The 18,248-nt window shown below is 69.0% G+C and carries 21 protein-coding genes and 1 tRNA gene; 10 read left to right on the forward strand and 12 right to left on the reverse strand.

Going from position 1 to position 18,248, the window contains the following annotated elements; all coding sequences use genetic code 11:
- Positions 1 to 179 precede the first annotated feature (179 nt).
- Positions 180 to 572, forward strand: a complete 393-nt coding sequence (locus tag ACIQAC_RS10270) for an ester cyclase (protein WP_402188862.1) — start codon at positions 180 to 182, stop codon at positions 570 to 572.
- Positions 573 to 733: 161 nt separating this feature from the next.
- Here the strand turns inward: ACIQAC_RS10270 and ACIQAC_RS10275 are convergent, their stop codons facing one another.
- The 3 genes from ACIQAC_RS10275 to ACIQAC_RS10285 all read right to left on the reverse strand — a co-directional run bounded on the left by ACIQAC_RS10275 (position 734) and on the right by ACIQAC_RS10285 (position 2,327).
- Positions 734 to 1,012, reverse strand: a complete 279-nt coding sequence (locus ACIQAC_RS10275; RefSeq protein WP_402188864.1) for a GlsB/YeaQ/YmgE family stress response membrane protein — start codon at positions 1,010 to 1,012, stop codon at positions 734 to 736.
- Between the two features lie 97 nt (positions 1,013 to 1,109).
- Positions 1,110 to 1,274 (reverse strand): hypothetical protein, encoded by a 165-nt coding sequence (locus tag ACIQAC_RS10280; RefSeq protein WP_402188866.1) that lies wholly within the window; start codon positions 1,272 to 1,274, stop codon positions 1,110 to 1,112.
- 66 nt (positions 1,275 to 1,340) lie between these two features.
- Positions 1,341 to 2,327, reverse strand: a complete 987-nt coding sequence (locus ACIQAC_RS10285; RefSeq protein WP_402188868.1) for a YihY/virulence factor BrkB family protein — start codon at positions 2,325 to 2,327, stop codon at positions 1,341 to 1,343.
- 506 nt (positions 2,328 to 2,833) lie between these two features.
- Between ACIQAC_RS10285 and ACIQAC_RS10290 the strand changes: the two genes are divergently transcribed.
- The 3 genes from ACIQAC_RS10290 to ACIQAC_RS10300 all read left to right on the forward strand — a co-directional run bounded on the left by ACIQAC_RS10290 (position 2,834) and on the right by ACIQAC_RS10300 (position 4,932).
- Positions 2,834 to 3,160 (forward strand): plasmid stabilization protein, encoded by a 327-nt coding sequence (locus ACIQAC_RS10290; RefSeq protein ID WP_402188870.1) that lies wholly within the window; start codon positions 2,834 to 2,836, stop codon positions 3,158 to 3,160.
- Positions 3,161 to 3,256: 96 nt separating this feature from the next.
- The gene (locus ACIQAC_RS10295; protein ID WP_402188872.1) at positions 3,257 to 4,222 is read left to right on the forward strand and encodes an LLM class F420-dependent oxidoreductase; all 966 of its coding nucleotides are present in this window, start codon (positions 3,257 to 3,259) and stop codon (positions 4,220 to 4,222) included.
- 20 nt (positions 4,223 to 4,242) lie between these two features.
- Entirely contained in the window at positions 4,243 to 4,932 is a 690-nt protein-coding gene (locus tag ACIQAC_RS10300) for an HAD family hydrolase (RefSeq protein ID WP_402188873.1), read from the forward strand.
- A gap of 87 nt (positions 4,933 to 5,019) precedes the next feature.
- Here ACIQAC_RS10300 and ACIQAC_RS10305 read toward each other — a convergent pair whose 3' ends face one another.
- The 5 genes from ACIQAC_RS10305 to ACIQAC_RS10325 form a co-directional block, all read right to left on the reverse strand.
- Positions 5,020 to 5,610: a cadmium resistance transporter gene (locus ACIQAC_RS10305; RefSeq protein WP_402188874.1), complete on the reverse strand. Its 591-nt coding sequence runs from the start codon at positions 5,608 to 5,610 to the stop codon at positions 5,020 to 5,022.
- Positions 5,611 to 5,839: 229 nt separating this feature from the next.
- On the reverse strand, positions 5,840 to 6,511 hold the full coding sequence (locus ACIQAC_RS10310; RefSeq protein WP_402188876.1) for a nucleotidyl transferase AbiEii/AbiGii toxin family protein: 672 nt from the start codon (positions 6,509 to 6,511) through the stop codon (positions 5,840 to 5,842).
- The gene (locus ACIQAC_RS10315) at positions 6,508 to 6,855 is read right to left on the reverse strand and encodes a transcriptional regulator (RefSeq protein WP_402189302.1); all 348 of its coding nucleotides are present in this window, start codon (positions 6,853 to 6,855) and stop codon (positions 6,508 to 6,510) included. Before ACIQAC_RS10315 ends, ACIQAC_RS10310 begins: the two co-directional genes overlap by 4 nt.
- A 580-nt stretch (positions 6,856 to 7,435) precedes the next feature.
- Complete coding sequence (locus ACIQAC_RS10320; RefSeq protein ID WP_402188878.1) at positions 7,436 to 7,864, reverse strand: ATP-binding protein; 429 nt, start codon at positions 7,862 to 7,864, stop codon at positions 7,436 to 7,438.
- A gap of 46 nt (positions 7,865 to 7,910) precedes the next feature.
- On the reverse strand, positions 7,911 to 8,318 hold the full coding sequence (locus tag ACIQAC_RS10325) for an NUDIX hydrolase (protein WP_402189304.1): 408 nt from the start codon (positions 8,316 to 8,318) through the stop codon (positions 7,911 to 7,913).
- Positions 8,319 to 8,428: 110 nt separating this feature from the next.
- On the opposite strand from ACIQAC_RS10325, the gene ACIQAC_RS10330 reads away from it, so the two are divergent.
- Complete coding sequence (locus ACIQAC_RS10330; protein ID WP_402188879.1) at positions 8,429 to 9,217, forward strand: GntR family transcriptional regulator; 789 nt, start codon at positions 8,429 to 8,431, stop codon at positions 9,215 to 9,217.
- Between the two features lie 91 nt (positions 9,218 to 9,308).
- Here the strand turns inward: ACIQAC_RS10330 and ACIQAC_RS10335 are convergent.
- A tRNA-Gly gene (locus ACIQAC_RS10335) sits at positions 9,309 to 9,382 on the reverse strand.
- A 424-nt stretch (positions 9,383 to 9,806) separates the two neighbouring features.
- On the opposite strand from ACIQAC_RS10335, the gene ACIQAC_RS10340 reads away from it, so the two are divergent.
- From ACIQAC_RS10340 to ACIQAC_RS10355, 4 genes are all read left to right on the forward strand, one after another.
- On the forward strand, positions 9,807 to 9,968 hold the full coding sequence (locus ACIQAC_RS10340) for a hypothetical protein (RefSeq protein WP_402188881.1): 162 nt from the start codon (positions 9,807 to 9,809) through the stop codon (positions 9,966 to 9,968).
- Between the two features lie 63 nt (positions 9,969 to 10,031).
- Positions 10,032 to 10,607 carry a dCTP deaminase gene (gene dcd / locus ACIQAC_RS10345; RefSeq protein WP_402188883.1) on the forward strand — a complete coding sequence of 192 codons (576 nt, stop codon included), beginning with the start codon at positions 10,032 to 10,034 and terminating at the stop codon, positions 10,605 to 10,607.
- Positions 10,608 to 10,620: 13 nt separating this feature from the next.
- Positions 10,621 to 11,130: a phosphoribosyltransferase gene (locus ACIQAC_RS10350; RefSeq protein ID WP_402188885.1), complete on the forward strand. Its 510-nt coding sequence runs from the start codon at positions 10,621 to 10,623 to the stop codon at positions 11,128 to 11,130.
- A 144-nt stretch (positions 11,131 to 11,274) separates the two neighbouring features.
- Positions 11,275 to 11,631 carry a hypothetical protein gene (locus ACIQAC_RS10355; protein WP_402188887.1) on the forward strand — a complete coding sequence of 119 codons (357 nt, stop codon included), beginning with the start codon at positions 11,275 to 11,277 and terminating at the stop codon, positions 11,629 to 11,631.
- 102 nt (positions 11,632 to 11,733) lie between these two features.
- Here ACIQAC_RS10355 and ACIQAC_RS10360 read toward each other — a convergent pair whose 3' ends face one another.
- From ACIQAC_RS10360 to ACIQAC_RS10370, 3 genes are all read right to left on the reverse strand, one after another.
- Positions 11,734 to 12,762 carry a YIP1 family protein gene (locus ACIQAC_RS10360; protein WP_402188888.1) on the reverse strand — a complete coding sequence of 343 codons (1,029 nt, stop codon included), beginning with the start codon at positions 12,760 to 12,762 and terminating at the stop codon, positions 11,734 to 11,736.
- Positions 12,763 to 12,818: 56 nt separating this feature from the next.
- Positions 12,819 to 14,198, reverse strand: coding sequence for an FG-GAP repeat domain-containing protein (locus tag ACIQAC_RS10365; RefSeq protein ID WP_402188890.1), 1,380 nt, complete (start codon positions 14,196 to 14,198; stop codon positions 12,819 to 12,821).
- 349 nt (positions 14,199 to 14,547) lie between these two features.
- Positions 14,548 to 16,830 (reverse strand): (Fe-S)-binding protein, encoded by a 2,283-nt coding sequence (locus ACIQAC_RS10370; protein WP_402188892.1) that lies wholly within the window; start codon positions 16,828 to 16,830, stop codon positions 14,548 to 14,550.
- A 631-nt stretch (positions 16,831 to 17,461) separates the two neighbouring features.
- Between ACIQAC_RS10370 and ACIQAC_RS10375 the strand changes: the two genes are divergently transcribed.
- Positions 17,462 to 18,160 (forward strand): hypothetical protein, encoded by a 699-nt coding sequence (locus ACIQAC_RS10375; RefSeq protein WP_402188894.1) that lies wholly within the window; start codon positions 17,462 to 17,464, stop codon positions 18,158 to 18,160.
- The last annotated feature ends 88 nt before the right edge of the window (positions 18,161 to 18,248 follow it).

The raw sequence follows: 18,248 nt of genomic DNA on the forward strand, positions 1-18,248 counted from the left end.
CCGTGTAGTGATCCGCACGACTTCTGTACCGATCGGAATAGAACTCTCGTGGTCCCGGTTCCAGCCCATGACGGCAGTCACCACAACGAGTTCGTGGGAGGGCGTCGTCGTAGTCCGGTAACCGTCCAGTCATCGTCCGAGTACACGCCCCGCGCGTTCGGGGCGGCAGAGGGGTCAGCATGTCCGAGAAGGAAGTACGTGAGGTCTTCGAGCGCTACATCGAGGCGCTCAACGCCCATGAGTTCGACCGGATGACCCAGTTCATCCATGACGAACTCACCGAGAACGGCCGGCCGGTCACACGCGACGACGTCATCGCGGAGCTGAAGGGGCACGGCGACGCGGTGCCGGACTTCACCTGGCGGGTACGGGACGTGGCCATCGACGGCGACCGTGTCGCGGCCCGTCTGTTCAACAGGGGCACCCCCGCGAAGGAGTGGTTCGGCGTCGCTCCGACCGGCGAGACGATCGAGTACGCCGAGTACTCCTTCCACAAGGTGCGTGACGGCCGCTTCTACGAGATGAACTACCTGATCGACGCAGAGGCCGTACGGCGACAACTCGGCGTCTGACGTCCGGAGGCACCCTCGCCCGCGGCTGAAGCGACCGCACGTCCGAGAGCCCGGCCACCGGCCGGGCTCTCGTGATGTGTCGGCCGTGTCGCGACTCGGCCGTCTCATGTGCCCCGGAGGGATACCGCCCACAGGCGGAAGCCGCCGGTGTCGGTGCGCGATCAGGCGCGGCGGCGCGAGCGCCGGTTGCCCGTGAACACGCGGTACAGCAGAAGCAGAATGAGGGAGCCCACAATCGCGGCGATCCAGGTGGAGAGGTCGAAGAACCCGTCGATGGAGTCCACGCCGAAGATCACCTTGCCGAGCCAGCCGCCGAGGAGACCACCGGCGATGCCGATGAGCATGGTGACGATGATGCCGCCCGGGTCCTTGCCCGGCATCAGGATCTTGGCGATGGCACCGGCCAGCAACCCGATGACGATCCACGCGATGATGCCCATGATGAGTCTCCGCTTCCTTGAAAGAAGGCTGTGTCAGCTCAACGTGTGCACCGATTGGGTCCGAACAAACGTCCCTTTCGGTAGGTGCGCGGTTGAACTACAGCGCGTCCCTCGGCACCGACTCGTTCCACGTACGTGACGCGACGCGCCGCCCGCCCTCGTAGGCGTCCGGCGTGGCGTTGACGTGGAACTCCTCGGCGTCGCGGGTCGACTTCGTGCTCGTACGGACCCGCGCGTCCCAGTCCCTGCGCCGGAAGCACATGGTCCATGCCCATGCCGCCTCACCGGTGGGCGACGCGAAGTCGTCGGCGACCGAGGTGTACCGGCGCTACTCCATACGCCGGTGGTCCTCATCGCTCCAGGCGCGGGTGTCACGGGGCGGGATGTAGGGCTCCTCACCGCTCGGCAGTCCGCCGGCGACGGCACGCTGGCGAGCCAGTTCCGCGTCGAACTCCAGGCCGAGCAGGATCGCGATGTTGCTGATCCACAGCCATATCAGGAAGACGATCACGCCGGCGAGCGTGCCGTAGGTCTTGTTGTACGAGGCGAAGTGGGCCGCGTAGAACGCGAAGCCCGCCGAGGCGATCAGCCAGAGCAGCAGGGCCAGCACGCTGCCCGGCGTGACCCAGCGAAAGCCGCGGCCCTTCACGTTGGGCGCCGCCCAGTACAGGATCGCGATCATCGCCATGACCAGGACGACGAGCGCCGGCCACTTCGCGATGGACCACACCGTGAGTGTGGCGTCCCCGATACCGAGCGCCGAACCGGCCGCGCGCGCGAGGCCGCCCGTGAACACGGTGATCAGTGCGCTGACCACCGCCAGGACCAGCAGCACCACGGTGACCCCGATCCGGATCGGCAGCACCTTCCAGATGGGGCGTCCCTCGGGCATGTCGTACACCACGTTGGCGCTGCGGATGAAGGCCGCGATGTAGCCCGAGGCCGACCACAGCGCCAGCCCGATGCCGACCACGGCCATGATCGAGCCGAGACCGCTGGACGACTGGAGCTGCTGTACCCCGTCGCCGATGATGTCCCGGGCCGAACTCGGCGCCAGTCCTTCGACGTTGTCCAGCACACGCTGGGTCGCCGACTGGCCGGCGATGCCGAGCAGCGAGACCAGGACCAGCAGCGCCGGAAAGAGTGCCAGCACCCCGTAGTACGTCAGAGCGGCGGCCCGGTCGGCGAGCTCATCGGCCTGGAACTCCTTGGCCGTGCCCTTGAGGACGGCCCACCAGGACCGTTTCGGCAGTTCGCTGGGCCTGTCCGGCGCATTGCGCTCCACCTGCTGACCGGGTCCGGGTGTCTGTGGCATTCCACCTGGGTATCCCGGCTCGGCCCGGTCATGCGTCGACGGTGGGTCGGGCGGTGTGGCCGGCGCATCGGTGCGTGGGTCGTTTGCGGGGCCCGCTCATGGGCGCCTCGACCGGTGGGGCCCGCTCATGGGCGCCTCGACCGGTGGGGCTCGTGCATCGGTGTCTCGGTGGTGGTGGGGCTCGTGCATCGGTGTCTCGGTGGTGGTGGGGCTCGTGCATCGGTGTCTCGGTGGTGGTGGGGCCCGCGCATCGGTGTCTCGGTGGTCGCGGGGCCGCGCATCGATGTCTCGGCCGGTTGCGGGGCCGCCCGCTCATCGCTGCCCCGGCCGGTGTGGCCCCGCTCATCCGTTCGGTGGCTGTCGGCTCGCACACCACGGGGAGCGCGCGTCAGATGGGACCCGTGTGTGCCGGGGGCCGGGTGAGAGGTGCCGGATGCCGGGTACGCGCACAGTCACCGGAAGGGGCGCAGCCGAAAGCGGGCGCACGTGCCCGGAAGGAGAAGGTCATGCCGCGAGGTTCGAGCGCGAAGCGCGAGCGTCAGTACGAGCACATCAAGGAGGGGGCCGAGAAGCGGGGAGCCTCCAAGGGGCGGGCGAAGGAGATCGCCGCGCGGACCGTCAACAAGGAGCGTGCCCGGTCGGGCGAGTCGGCGACGGCCAGCAGGACCTCCACCCGGGACAAGAAGTCCGCGTCGCAGCGAGGTGGTGAGCGCTCGCACAGCGGGGCGCAGGGGCCGACGAAGGACCAGCTGTACGCGGAGGCCAAAAAGCGCGGCATCGACGGCCGCTCCTCGATGAACAAGCAGCAGCTCGCCAGGGCTCTCGGACGCTGACACACCGGCCGACCGCCGCGAAAGCGGACACCCACCCCTGTGCATGGCGAGCGCGATCCCGAGCCCTGGCATGGCGACCACGAGGAGAAGAGCGGCATGGTGCGGATCGGATACACGATGATGACCGAGCAGACCGGACCGCGAGAACTCGTCAGCCATGTGGTCGGCGCCGAACGCGCCGGCTTCGACTTCTCCGTCACGTCCGACCACTACTTCCCCTGGCTGGAGTCCCAGGGCCACGCCTCCTACGCGTGGAGTGTGCTCGGAGCGGCGGCGCAGGCCACCGAACGCATCCCGCTCATGACGTACGTGACCTGCCCCACGGCCCGCTACCACCCGGCCGTCGTCGCCCAGAAGGCCGCCACCCTTCAACTCCTCTCCCAGGGGCGGTTCCGCCTGGGACTCGGCTCCGGGGAGAACCTCAACGAGCATGTCGTGGGCGGCGGTTGGCCCGCCGCGCACGTGCGGCTGGAGAAGCTGGAAGAGGCCGTGGAGATCATCCGCTCCCTCTTCACGGGGGAGAACGTCAACCACCACGGCGCCCACTTCGACGTGGAGAACGCCCGGTTGTGGGATCTGCCCGACACACCCCCGCCGATCGGAATCGCCGTCTCGGGCGACCGCTCGTGCGAACTCGCCGGCCGGCTGGCCGACTTGGTGATCGCCACCGAACCCAGGCCGGAGCTGATCTCCTCCTTCGACCGCCATGGCGGCACCGGCAAACCCAAGGTCGGCCAACTGCCGATCTGCTACGACAGTGACCGTGACGCGGCGATCGCCCGTGCCCACGACCAGTTCCGCTGGTTCGGCTCCGGCTGGCCGGTCAACTCCGAACTCCCCGGTCCCGCCGCGTTCGAGGCCGCCACTCGGTTCGTACGCCCCGAAGACGTCGCCGAGTCCATCCCCTGCGGCGACGACGTGCAGGCGGTCGTCGAGGCCGTACGTCCATATGTCGAAGCGGGGTTCACCGAGGTCGCCCTCGTCCAGATCGGCGGCGACCACCAAGAGCCGTACCTGGAATGGGCCCAGCAGAAGCTGCTCCCCGCCCTCCGCGAACTGTGAGGCAGTGAGGAGAGCACGCAATGGCCAGCAAGCGTGACGCGACACGCGCAGCGATCTTCGACGTCGACGGAACACTCGTGGACACCAACCACCTGCACGTCGTGACCTGGTGGGAGGCGTTCCGGCAGGCGGGCCGGCACGTTCCCATGCGGGAGATCCACCGGGCCGTGGGCCTCAGCGGCGGTGACCTGCTGGATCACCTGCTCGGCGACGACGGCCGCAGCCCCGAGGAGGACGAGCAGCTCACCGCGGCCCACCACGCCCTGTACGCCACCTACTTCGAGCGGCTGCCGGCGCTGGACGCGGCGGGCGACCTGCTGCGCGCCCTTGCCGGCCGGGGCTGGCAGATCGTCCTGGCGACCTCGGCGAGTGGCGCGGAACTCGCCGCGCTGCGCCGTGCGATCGACGCGGACGACGTCATCCTCGGGGCGACCAGTGCGGACGACGTCGCCGACGGCAAACCCGCCCCCGACCCCGTCCGGCAGGCCAGGGAACTCGCCGCCGTACCGAGCGAACAGGCCGTGTTCATCGGCGACACCGTCTGGGACATGAAGGCGGCTGTACGGGACGGAGTGACGCCCGTGGCCGTGCTCTCCGGCGGAATCCCCGCCGCGGACCTGAAAACGGCCGGTGCCCAGGCCGTGTACAGGGACCCCGCAGACATCCTCGAACACCTGCACACCAGCCTCTTGGCGGACCGCGAGCCCTGAGTAGAGACCGCCGCCTCGGCGGACGCTGGTCCTCCACGACCGCAGGCACCGCGCTGATATCAAGCCGAAAGCCCACACATTCTTGGGCTAAAGGCCAAAAGCGCCGCCCTCGATGAGAATGAACATTCCCAGGGCGACCAGAACGAGCGGCAGCAGGACGTGCCCCCACCGGCTGAGCACCTTGGCGATGACCGGACGGGTGGCGAAGTACCGGCCCGCGAAGCACCACACGGCCACCAGGACGAGGAACACAACGGCGTACACGCTCATCCCGCCCAGGCCTGCGGTGACGAACACCGGCACGTATACGCCGATGTTGTCACCCCCGTTGGCGAAGGTGACCGCGGCGACCTCCAGCACTGCTGGACCCCCCTCGGCCCTCTCTCCCTCCGACTCGCCGCGATGCCGCCAAGCCTGCCAGGCGGCCTTCAGCCCGAGCGCGAGGGGCAGCAGGCCCAGATAAGGAACAACCGAATCCGGGAGAAAGCTCGCACCGAACGCCGCAGCAACCGCGACAGCGAGGATGCCGGCGAAGCCGAGATACTGCCCCGCGACGATCCGACGGGCAGAGCCCCGACGCCCCGCGCCCCGGGCAAAGAACAACGACAGAATCAAAATGTCGTCGACATTGGTAACAGCAAACAGCCCAACCGCCTGCCCCACCACACTCAAACCCACAACCGGCCGCCCCCCTCCTCACCTGCCCCGCGACCCTACCCGTCCCGCACCCCGACCGACTGCGACCACTCCATCCTCGACTTAGGACACACTGAGGGCCCGCCACCGCCCCTCTCGAATCCGACTAGCCAACAAAGAACCCCCAGGTCATCGACCTGGGGTTCGTGTTGGATCAGCCGGCGATGAAGCGCGCCTTCATCGCCGGCGGCGCCTTTGCAGTCTTCAGTCTTCAGTCTTCGTGCGGAGGCTCCAGCTCCTGGATTCGTTCACCGATGTCGTCGGCCCAAGATCGTGCCCACCGCCGCAGCTCGGTGATCGCGGGCTCGTCGAGCCCGTAGGCGACAAATTCCGTGTCGTCAATCCAGTCGGCCCCGACCAACCGTGCCTGAAGCTCGCAGAGGTCGAAGGAGTCGCGGGCGTGGCGCCGTCCAAGCTCTTCCAACTCGATGTGGCTCCAGCGGTCGGCCGCAGCCTGTACGTCGACCAGATCTCTGGCCAGACCGCGGTCGGCCAGTGCGCGAACCTTGGTGCCGACGACATCTTCGAGGGACAGCACCAACCCATGCTTGGTGCGCACAGGGGGCCGCCAAAGTGTCTCCTTGAGGATGTCGACCTCGCACTCCTCACGGCTGGCGGGATCGGTGACGATGAGCCTCGCCGCTAGCGGATCTGTCTCGAGAGCTCTCACGTGCCATCCACGCTCTTCCAGGCCGGTGCGCACGGCAGTGGCAATGTCTTCCATGGACTCCGGGTTCTCGGTTGCGACATCGAGATCCTGACTGAGCCGGTTCACCAACCCATGTGCTTGGACCGCATAGCCGCCGGTAAGCGCCAGGGGGTAGCCACCACCGACATCGAGGAGATCCGCAAGCAGGCGACGGTGCAGATCCGTGAGGTTCACGCAGCGGCCTGGGCTTCGTGAGCCAGCTCGTCGAAGGAGCTCTCCCACACCTCTCGGACATCACGGCTGACCAGTGTGCGCAGTGTGGGCCATAGGCTGACGAGAAGGTCGCGATTGAGGAACCGGACCAGATCGTCTTGCAGTCCCTCGGCCAGGACGATCCGGTAGTAGCTCATCCGCAGCCGAGGCTGAGCGAGATCGAACGTGGTCAGCCCCGACCAGGCCAGATGCAGCGGCAAGGTCACTGTGCCGTGCTGAGGGCCGACGAGCTCGGAGAGCGCGGCAGGCGCACGCCGAGCGAACTTGGCACGTCGAAGATCAGAGAGACCGGGCTGTGTTGCCATACGTCGATTATCCAGGAAGAGCGTGTGGTGGGGCTCCTTCATCCGCTGACTGGCCCATGTACTTCTCAGGTATCCCACCGCGGCGTCGAGTGCCGGGCTGATCGTGCGGAGGGCGACGGAGATCCATCGGTCTGCCTGGCTGGCGGTGTGTGCGTCGAAGGAGGCGTGCAGCGTGGGGTGTTGGTCTTCGGTTGGGTTCTGAGTCCAGCACTCGCACCAGTAGCCGCGGTGGAGTCTCTTCATCGGGCGGCTCCGGGCGGGTAGATCATTAGGACGTAGCGGGTGGTCTCGTCGTACAGCGTGAGTTGGTAGGCCGTGCCCGTGGTGAGGTAGGTCAGAGCGCGTTCGTGTTCTGCCTCGTCTGTCAGCCAGTGGCGTCCCGGCTGGGCGTATGCGGGGTCGAGCTGGTCTGTGAGGTGGCTTGTGCGTTCGCGTAGCCAGCGCAGGGCGAGACGTGGGCTGGCCGCGCTGTGGGACCCCAGCGAATAGGTGCTCGTCTGGTCCAAGAGGTAGGCAGCTCCCGAGCAGAGGTAGGCGCCGCTTTGAGCTGCGGCGGCTAAGTGGGGCACGGGCGACGGCGTCAGCACGGGTGGCCTCCTGGGCGGACGTCCCTGTAGAGCTCCGCCGTGACGGTGTGGCCGGTGTCGCTGTCGTGGACCACGACCCGGTGCGCGATCGCACTGACCATGCCCAATCCGCGTCCGTGTTCCGCCTCCTGGTCCCGGTGCTCGACCTTCGGGGCGGTGCCCGTTCCGCCGTCGTCCGTGACCGACAGTGCGATGACCTGCGGGGAGACGGCGAGCGCCAAGTGGAAGCTGCCCGGCGTGAGGCCGCTGGCCGTGTGGAGGATCGCGTTCGCACTCAACTCGCTCACGATCAGTTCGGCGTCTTCGGCCATCGGGGATCCGTGCAGGATTTCCCGCGTCCAGCGGCGGGCCCGGCTGACCTCTTCCGGAAAACCTGGGCAAGTGAGGCCCCAGACCCGAGCAGTACTCATATACTCGTGCATACAAGTTCCTTTGTGCTGGTAGGCCGCCATGTGCAGCGGGTTCGGGCTAGACGAGTTTCACGCCGTCATGGGCGCGGATGGCCGGCGGAAAGGCCGCGTTCAACGCGTCCAGGACGCGGATCGCGTACGCCTCGTCGGCGAGTTCGGAGACTTCTTCGCGGGTGGCCCAGCGCAGAGCGCGGGTCTCGTCCCCGGTGGTCGGTGCGCCGTCGGCCGCTTCGCAGCGGAAGACCAGGGAGACGATCAGGCCCGTCATGTTCTTGTAGACGCCGGTGAGGGTCGCGGGAAGTGCGATCTTGATGCCGGTCTCTTCGAGGACTTCGCGCTGGAGGGCCTCGGGGAGGGTTTCCTCCCGCTCGACCACGCCACCCGGGGGTTCCCACTTGCCGTTGTCGCGGCGCCTGATCAGGAGGGCGCGGCCGTGGTCGTCGACGATGACTCCGGCGACGCTCACGGAGTGCGGACGGTCCATGCTCACGTTCCTCGGCCCTCTCGGATGGCTAGGCTCTCCACCGTAGCAACGACACTCACCCACTCGTCTAGATATCTAAAGGAGTACTCGACGTGAGCACTCTCCGTTCCGGCCTCCTTGGCGATCTCGACCCCATGAGTGATCGTGCGGTCTTCCGGCAGATCGCCGACCAGCTGCGCGAGGCCATCGACCGTGGGCGATTCAAGGAGGGCGAGAAGCTGCCCTCGGAAGCGGAACTCGTCGAGCACTACGGGGTTTCCCGGATGACGGTCCGCAACTCCTTCTCCGTCCTCCAGGGCGAGGGCCTGGTCGCCGCCGAGCACGGCAAGGGTGTCTTCGTACGGCCACGACCACCTGTCCGGCGGCTCGCGTCGGACCGGTTCGCCCGACGCCATCGCGAGCAGGGGAAGTCCGCGTTCATCGTCGAGGCCGACGCCGCCGGCAGTCACCCGCAGGTCGACAGCCTGGAAGTCAAGGAGGAGAAGGCCAGCCAGGACATCTCCACCCGGCTCGGCTCCGTACGGCGCGTGCTCGCCCGCCGGCGCCGGTACCTGCTCGATGGGCGGCCGGTGGAGTTCGCCACTTCCTTCCTCCCGCTCGACATCGCCCGTGGCACGCAGATCGCCGAACCCAACCCCGGCCCCGGCGGCGTCTACGCCCGACTCGAAGAACTCGGCCACCACCTCGACCACTTCGAGGAAGAGATCCGCGCCCGGATGCCCACGCCGACCGAGGTGAAGACGCTCCGACTCGCGTCCGGCGTGCCCGTTATCCACCTCATCCGTACCGCGTACGACAGCGAAGGGCGGGCCGTGGAGGTCTGCGACACGGTCATGGCGGCGGATGCCTACGTCCTGTCGTACCAGCTCCCGGCCACGTGAAGGTCTGATCGGCTGTGCCGCTCGCTCCTCAACACACCGGCCCGACCTGGACAACAAAGAACCCCCGGGTCATCGACCAGGGGGTTTCACATGGAGCGGGTGACGAGAATCGAACTCGCACTCTCAGCTTGGGAAGCTGATGTTCTACCACTAAACTACACCCGCGCGAGACACCGACCGGCGTCGGGTCCGAACGCTCGCTCACTCTACCTCATGCCAGGCCCCCGGTGCCCAAGCCGGGGGCCTGCGTGCATGCGCTTGGGGCAGGTTGTCCCGGGTGGGTTCGTCGGAGTGTGGGGTGGGTTCGGGTCCGACGCTGGGCGGTGTCTCCGGGGCCCGAGTCGTGGGATCCGTTCCGTCTCCCGGGAGTGTGCTCCGGGTTTGCTTGAGGGGGTCTCGGGGCGCGGCCCCTCGCCGCTGACGCGGCTGCGAACGGCGTGAGTTGGGGCGTACCGTGGAGGTCTTGGGGAGGGGCTTCCGGGGTCGGAGTGCCGCCTGGAGTGGCGTCCCATTCATCCCGTAATGTGTGGCTTCTTCGTCCGGCGAGCAGCAGTCGGGCGTGGCTCTGGGGAAGGGACTCTTGGACTTGATGGAGCGCACTCTCGTCCGTTGTGCCGACGGGCACGTGTTCAGCACCGCTTCGTTCCCGATGCAGCAGGCCGAGCGGCTCGGTCCCGGGCGGCTTGTGCGATGTCCGCGGTGTGCGCGGCTGCGCAGCGTCGTGCCGGTCACGCTGGAGAAGAAGCGGTAGTGCAGGTGGCGCGCGGAGTCGTCCGGTTGTGGTGGCTCCGCGCGTCTTGCGTATCCTCGGGGCGTGCTTCTCTCTGACAAGGACCTCCGGGCCGAGATCGACGCCGGGCGGGTACGGATCGATCCCTACGACGAATCCATGGTGCAGCCGTCCAGCGTCGACGTACGTCTTGATCGGTACTTCCGGGTGTTCGAGAACCACCGGTACCCCCATATCGATCCGTCCGTCGAGCAGGCGGATCTGACGCGGCTCGTCGAGCCCGAGGGGGACGAGCCGTTCATCCTGCATCCCGGGGAGTTCGTGCTCGCCAGTACCTACGAGGTTGTTTCGCTCCCTGACGATCTCGCCTCTCGGCTCGAAGGGAAGAGTTCTCTTGGGCGGCTCGGGCTCGTGACCCACTCCACCGCCGGGTTCATCGACCCGGGGTTCAGCGGTCACGTCACCCTTGAGCTGTCCAACCTCGCCACCCTCCCCATCAAGCTCTGGCCCGGTATGAAGATCGGGCAGTTGTGTATGTTCCGGCTGTCCTCGCCGGCCGAGTTCCCGTACGGCAGTGAGCGGTACGGGTCGCGTTACCAGGGGCAGCGCGGGCCCACCGCCTCGCGGTCCTTCCTCAACTTCCATCGGACGCAGGTGTGAGGGGGACGGCGGTATGAGTGACGCACGGGAGAACCTCACCTACGAGCGGTTCGGCGACGCCGTCCGTGAGCTGGCGCAGCAGATCGTCGACGACGGGTACGAGCCCGACATAGTGCTCTCCATCGCCCGCGGCGGCGTCTTCGTTGCCGGCGGCCTCGCCTACGCCCTCGACTGCAAGAACATCCACCTCGTGAACGTCGAGTTCTACACCGGGGTCGGGACGACCCTCGAGATGCCCGTCATGCTCGCCCCCGTCCCCAACGTCGTCGACTTCTCCGACAAGAAGGTGCTGATCGCCGACGACGTCGCCGACACCGGCCGCACGCTCAAGCTCGTGCGCGACTTCTGTCTCGACGCCGTCGCCGAGGTGCGGTCCGCCGTCGTCTACGAGAAGTCGCAGTCGCTCGTGAAGTGCGAGTACGTGTGGAAGCGCACGGACGACTGGATCAACTTCCCCTGGTCCGTGCTGCCCGTCGTGCGGAGGTCGGGGGAGCCGGTCACGCCTTCCAGGGAAGCCATCTGACCCCTCCGGTCGGACCGAGGTACGCGCAAAGTCCTGGCACCAAAGTCCTGACGGCAAAGTCCTGACGGCAAAGTCCTGGCAGGGCGTCACACCTCGCCGCTAGTGTCGCGATCATTCGCCTGGACAACGGGGAGTGTGATCACGATGGCGAACGGTTCCATACGCGGTAAGGGGTGTCTGATCGCGCTCGGCCTGGCGCTCTGCTGGATGCTCGTCGGCGCGGGAATCCCGATGGGACTGACCGTCGCCGGCATGGGCGTCTACGACAAGGTCACGGCGGACCGGCCCATCAAGTGCGGCGACGACGTGATGCCCGACGACGACACCTACCACTGCCTCGGGCCCTATTCCCCCAGCACCTACGAGGGGCTGGTCGAGGAGCGGCGCGAAGAGGTGGCGCGGGCGCCGTACTTCATCTTCTTCGGATCCCTGGCCGCGGTCCTCGGGGTCGTGGCCTGGTTCGTCATCAGACGGTACGTCCGCGCTCCGATGCGTTACTGAGAGGTTCCCGGGCGCGCTACGACAAGGCGCGCAAAAGGGCCCCGGCGTACCCGCCGGGACCCTCCGCTCACGCAGCCGCAGCCGCAGCCGCAGCCGCACTCGCTACAGCGTGCCCAGCTTCACGATCGACAACAGCGCGATCAGCTGGATCGCCGACGCGCCCAGCGCCTTCGGCCACGGCAGGTCGTGGGAGCGGCTGACCATCAGGGTGAGCAGGGCGCCCGCCGCGACCCAGGTGGCCCAGCCGAGGCCCTGGACGAAGGTGGCGTCGCCGCCCGCGAACATGGCGAAGACCAGACGCGGGGCGTCCGTGATGGACGTGATCAGCATCGACAGGCCGACCGTCGGCTGCCAGGCGCCGTCGCCGCCCAGCTGACGGGCCAGGGTGTGGGTGACCACACCCAGGATGAAGAAGCTGAGCACCATCGCGACGGCCGTCGTCAGGACGATCGGTACGGCGTTCTCCAGCGTCGCGTTGATCGCGTCCTCGCGGGCGCCGTCGAAGCCGAAGACCGCGAGCAGGCCGTACAGGAAGGTGACGACGAGGGCCGGGCCCCACATCGTGTAGTCGCGCATCTGGAGGAAGGTCTGCCGGGGCGACAGCACGATGCCCTTCAGCAGGTCCTTCCAGTGCAGACGCGGGCCCACCGGGCCGGGCGCGGCGGAACCGGCGTGGTACGTCTCGCCCTGGTTGTAGCCGCCGGCCTCGTCGATCGAGAACGCCTGGGTGTGGCCCGGGTTGTTGGCCGCGTACGGGTCCGGGCCCGCCGGGTGGTGCCCGCCGTCGCCGAAGTACTCGGGCTCCCCGTGGTCGCCGCCGTAGCTGCCGTAACCGCCCTGCGGCTGGGGCCGCTGCGGGTACGGCGGCTGAGCCGCGGAGGGGTAGCCGTACGACGGCGGTCCCTGGGGCGCGCCATAGGACGGCGGCGCCTGGGGCGCGCCGTATGACGGCGGTCCCTGGGGCGCCTGCTGCCCGTACGGAGGGGTCTGCGGTCGCGCTTGCGGGGCGCGGTTCTCACGGCCGCCGCGTCCGATCCTGAATCCAGCCACGTAATCGAACGTACCGGGTCTCGATGAGTGACGTGCCGGACCGCGGCATCCGGGAGGCGCTTTGCTGCCGAGCTGTGACATCCCCTAAGGGCGTCGACGGGGGTGTTTCCCCTGGTCCCCTAGGGGGTTGCCGCCTCTCACCCGGAGTTGCCGAGGCCCAGGAACTCCGCCGTCGAGAACGTCACCACCGGCTCCGCCCCGACCAGCTTCCCCGCCGTCCCCGGGTACACCGCCACGCTGTCCCGTGTCTCGCCGCGGTACGTCCGCACCACCAGGTCGGCGCGCCCGTCGCCGTCGAAGTCGCCGACGGCGAGCACCCGTGTGGTGCCGGGGGCGGCCGGGGTGACGGTCGCGGCCGGTTCCGGGTCCAGTCCGGTGGTACGGCCACGGTAGAGCCGTATCGCACGGCTGTTCTCCGCGCCACCGGCCTCGTCCGCCTCCGCACCGTCCCCGTCGCCGGTCTCCTCGCCGGCTCCCGTGCCGCCGGCGCCGACCACCAGGTCCGCCCGCCCGTCCCCGTCGAAGTCGGCCGCGTCCAGCAGGGTGCCGGGGGCGGGGAGGGTGGCGCGGGTGGGGTCGGGCAGGTCGTAGCGCAGGGCGATGCCGTCCGCCGAGCCGATCGCCGCGTCCAGGGGCTTGCCTTGGCCGAAGGGGGCGAGCGCGATGTCGCTGCCGGGCGGCAGTTCGACCGCGGTGCCGTCGGGTCCGTCCGCTCCGCCGAGCACGAGATACGCCGTGCCCTCGCCGTCGGCGGTACGGATCACCAGGTCGTCGTTGCCGTCGCGGTCGACGTCGGCCGCGGGGCCCGAGGGGACGTTGCCGGGGGCCGGGATCGGGGCGCCGGCCGCGCGCGGGGCGCCCTTGCGGCTGAACGGGCCCCGCAGATAGCTGAGTTGCTCGTCGGAGGCGTGCACGACGAGGTCCTGCTTCTCGTCGCCGTCGAAGTCGCCGCACACCGGTTGGTCCGGCCAGTCCTTGCCGGCGCGGGCGGCGGCCGGCACCACCAGCTTCACCGCCTTGCCGGTGAGGCCCCCGGAGGAGCCGAAGAGGATCTGCAACGGCACCGGCGGCTGCCCTTGACCGTCGTAGGGCGGATCCGTGGAGACCACGAGGTCGGTGAAGCCGTCCCCGTCGAGGTCGCAGCTCGCCTCCGCGTCGAAGGCGTTCGGTGCCTGGCCCTTGGTGCGGGCCGCCTGGCGGCCGGGGCTGATCAACTGCCGTGCGCCCGGGGCGAGTCCGTCGGGGCCGCCGTAGACGATCCCGATGCCCGCGTCGTCCGCGTGCTCCTGGTCCTTGACGAGGTCGTCGAGTACGAGGTCCCGGCGGCCGTCGCCGTTGAAGTCGTCCGGGGTGTCGCTGCCGTCGCCGCGCGGGACGGGGAGACCGGGCGCGGCGTCGGCGGCCCGGTTGACGGGCGGGCGGTCGGCCGGGGCGGGGTCGGCGGACGGGCCGCAGGCGGCGAGGGGCAGCAGGGTGAGAGCCGCCACCACACAGATCGCGCTTCTGCGCACGCGCACCCCTCACCTCACGGCGACTCGCCGGCCACACCGTCAACGACCCCGTAATGATGCGCACGTTCGAGGCGGACGTGAAGGGCCGGGTCCGGCCATGGCGCGGACGGGCAGGAGACGGCGCCCGGGTTGCCCCGGTGGGTGCCGGGTTGGCCGGCGGTCGGATGTGGCCGGTCGCGGTCGCGCCGCCGCCATCTCCACAACCAGAGCGGACATGCGGGCCTCACCCGAGCACGCGGACGCCCGGGACACGCCTGCCCCCGGACACGCCGACCCCCCGGACACCCCGACGCCCCCGGACACGCCAACGCCCCGCGCACACCGGCGCGGGGCGTCGACCTTCACGCGGAATCGGCTACTTCACCGGCTCCGGCTCCGGCGCGTTCTCCTCCGCCGTCTCGCCCGCCGGGTCGACCGGCGTCCGTACGGAGTCCAGGAGCAGCTGGGCCACGTCGACGACGGTGATCGACTCCTTCGCCTTGCCCTCGTTCTTCTTGCCGTTGACCGAGTCGGTCAGCATGACGAGGCAGAACGGGCAGGCCGTGGAGACGATGTCGGGGTTGACCGAGAGGGCCTCGTCGACGCGCTCGTTGTTGATGCGCTTGCCGATCCGCTCCTCCATCCACATCCGCGCACCACCGGCGCCGCAGCAGAAGCCGCGTTCCTTGTGGCGGTGCATCTCCTCGTTGCGGACGCCGGGGACGGCGGCGATGATCTCGCGCGGCGGCGTGTAGATCTTGTTGTGCCGGCCCAGGTAGCAGGGGTCGTGGTACGTGATGATGCCCTCGACCGGGGTCACCGGGACCAGCTTGCCCTCGTCGACGAGGTGCTGGAGCAGCTGGGTGTGGTGGATGACCTCGTAGTCGCCGCCGAGCTGCGGGTACTCGTTGCCGAGGGTGTTGAGGCAGTGCGGGCAGGTGGCGACGATCTTCTTGGCCGACCTGGGCTTGCGGGACTCGTCGGTGACCTTGCCGTCGTCGTCGAGTTCCTCGCCGAAGGCCGTGTTGAGGGCCATGACGTTCTCCATGCCGAGTTCCTGGAACAGCGGCTCGTTGCCGAGCCGGCGTGCCGAGTCACCCGTGCACTTCTCGTCGCCGCCCATGATGGCGAACTTCACGCCCGCGATGTGCAGCAGCTCCGCGAAGGCCTTGGTGGTCTTCTTGGCGCGGTCCTCCAGGGCGCCGGCGCAGCCGACCCAGTACAGGTACTCGACCTCGGACAGGTCCTCGATGTCCTTGCCGACGACCGGGACCTCGAAGTCGACCTCCTTGAGCCACTCCAGGCGCTGCTTCTTGGCCAGGCCCCAGGGGTTGCCCTTCTTCTCCAGGTTCTTGAGCATCGTGCCCGCCTCGGACGGGAAGGCGCTCTCGATCATCACCTGGTAGCGGCGCATGTCGACGATGTGGTCGATGTGCTCGATGTCCACCGGGCACTGCTCGACACAGGCGCCGCAGGTGGTGCAGGACCACAGGACGTCCGGGTCGATGACGCCGTTCTCCTCGACCGTGCCGATGAGGGGGCGCTCGGCCTCCGCGAGAGCCGCCGCGGGGACGCCCGCGAGCTGCTCCTTCGACGCCTTCTCCTCGCCCTCCGCGGTCCTGCCGCCGCCGGCCAGCAGGTAGGGCGCCTTGGCGTGCGCGTGGTCGCGCAGGGACATGATGAGGAGCTTGGGGGAGAGCGGCTTGCCGGTGTTCCAGGCGGGGCACTGCGACTGGCAGCGGCCGCACTCGGTGCAGGTGGAGAAGTCGAGCAGGCCCTTCCAGGAGAACTGCTCGACCTGGCTGACGCCGAACACGTCGTCGTCGCCCGGGTCCTCGAAGTCGATCGGCTTGCCGCCGGAGGTCATCGGCAGCAGCGCGCCCAGTGAGGTGGCGCCGTCGGCGTTGCGCTTGAACCAGATGTTCGGGAACCCGAGGAAGCGGTGCCAGGCCACACCCATGTCGGTCTTCAGGGCGACCGTGATCATCCAGATGAAGGACGTGGCGATCTTCAGCCCGGCGAAGAAGTAGGTGAGGTTCTGGAGGGTGGAGAGGTCCATGCCCTCGAACCACGAGACCACCGGGTACGAGATGAAGAACGAGGCCTCGTAGCCGTCGACGTGGTGCTGGGCGCCCTCCAGCGCGTGCAGCGTGAAGATGCAGACGCCGACGATGAGGATGACCGTCTCGACGAAGTACGCCTGGCCGGTGTTGGAGCCCGCGAACCGTGACTTGCGCCCCGCCTTGCCCGGCCGGGACAGCTGGCGGATGGCGATCAGCGTCAGGATGCCGAGGACCGTCGTGGTGCCGATGAACTCGACGAAGACGTTGTACGGCGCCCAGTCGCCGATGACCGGCAGCACCCAGTCGGCGACGAAGAGCTGGCCGATGGCGTTGACGATGGTCAGCAGCAGTGTGTAGAAGCCGATCGCCACGAACCAGTGGGCGACGCCGACGATGCCCCAGCGGTTCATCCGGGTGTGGCCCAGGAACTCCTTGGCCAGGGTCACCGTGCGCAGGACCGGGTCGTTGGTGCGGGCTCCGGCCGGGAGGGGCTGGCCCAGCATCATGAAGCGGAAGATCTCCAGGACGGCCCGGCCGAACAGGGCGACGCCGACCACGATGAGGACCATCGACACGATGATCGCGGCGAGTTGCATCTCGGGGCTCCTCGGGCCTGCGAGGGGAGGCGGACCCACCGGAAAGGCTGGTGGGACCTACATTACTAAGCGGTAACTTATGCGGTCCGTCTGAGACTACCCCCATCCTGCCCCGCACTGTAGCCAGCCCCTCGGTGATCTGTGTCGCTGAGGCGTGCCTGACCTGTGTCGCCGGGGCGGGCCCGACGTGCGTCGCCGCGTGGCTCTTGGGCCGTGTCGTCGAGGTGCCGTCGGCGACGATGCGCGCGGCGCGCCGGGACTGTCACGGCATTCATCACAAATCGTGACATTCCGTTTAGCTTGGTGGCTGTGTTCTACGGGATCGCCGCGGCCGTCGCCGCACTCTTCCTCGCCGCCCTGTTCTCGGCGCTGCTCCGGGCCCTCGCGCTGCGGTTCGGACTCCTTGACCGGCGCCGGCGGACGCGGCCGGTGCCGGTGCTCGGCGGGGCGGCGGTGGTCGGGGCCACCGCCGTCGTCGCCGGCGCGGGCCAGTGGGCCGGCTTCGTACGGCTCGGCGGTGTCGCCGTACTGCTCGCGGCCGGCCTCGCGGTCGCCGGACTCGGCCTGGTGGCGGACGTCCGCCGGCTGCCCACCCGCTTCCTGCTGGGCGGCACGGCGATCGCCGCACTGTGTGCGGTGCCGCACGGGCGTCGCCGGCGGGGTCCTCGCCGCCGGCTGGATCACCGCCGTGACGCTGGCGTTCCGCTCGCTCGACCACGCCGACGCGCTCGCCGGGACGGTCGGTGTGGTGACCGCCTTCGGGGTCGGGATCTGTGCCGCGGCCGAGGTGATGGACGGGCTCGCGGTGCTGCTCAGTGTGCTGGCGGCGGCGCTGACCGGGTTCCTCATGCACAACTGGCCGCCCGCGCGGATCGGACTCGGGGCGACCGGGTCGCTGTTCGTCGGGTTCGTGCTCGCGGGCGCCGCGTTGCGCACGCGCGCGGGGCAGGAATGGGCGGACTCCGCGGCGGTGTTGTTCGCGCTGTCCGCCGTGGCCGTGACGGACGTCGTCCTCGTGGTGCTGGTCCGCCGGCTCGCGGGGCGGGCCCTGTTGTCCGGCGGGCCGGACCATCTCGCCCACCGGCTGCGGCGGTTCGGGCTCACCCCGCAGGGGGTGACCGTGGTGCTGGGGGCGTGCGCGTTCGGCGCGGTGCTCGTCGGGGTGCTGGTGCACACCGGGGCGGCGGGGGCGGGTGCCGCGCTCTGGGTCGGTGGCGGGTCCCTGGTGATCGTAGGGGCGCTCCTGGCGGCGGGTTCTCCGGGTTCGTCTCGTAGGCAACCAGTGGGCCGTGGGGCGCGTCTTCCCAGGCCACAGGGCGGTTGCGTGTAAGGAACGGATAAGAGTTGAGTCTGGTTGACTCAGCTCTGTTGACCCAGACGGGGCCGTCGTGCACACTTGAGTCCGTTCCACTCAAGTC

Source organism: Streptomyces sp. NPDC088387, from assembly GCF_044753385.1.
Taxonomy (GTDB): domain Bacteria; phylum Actinomycetota; class Actinomycetes; order Streptomycetales; family Streptomycetaceae; genus Streptomyces.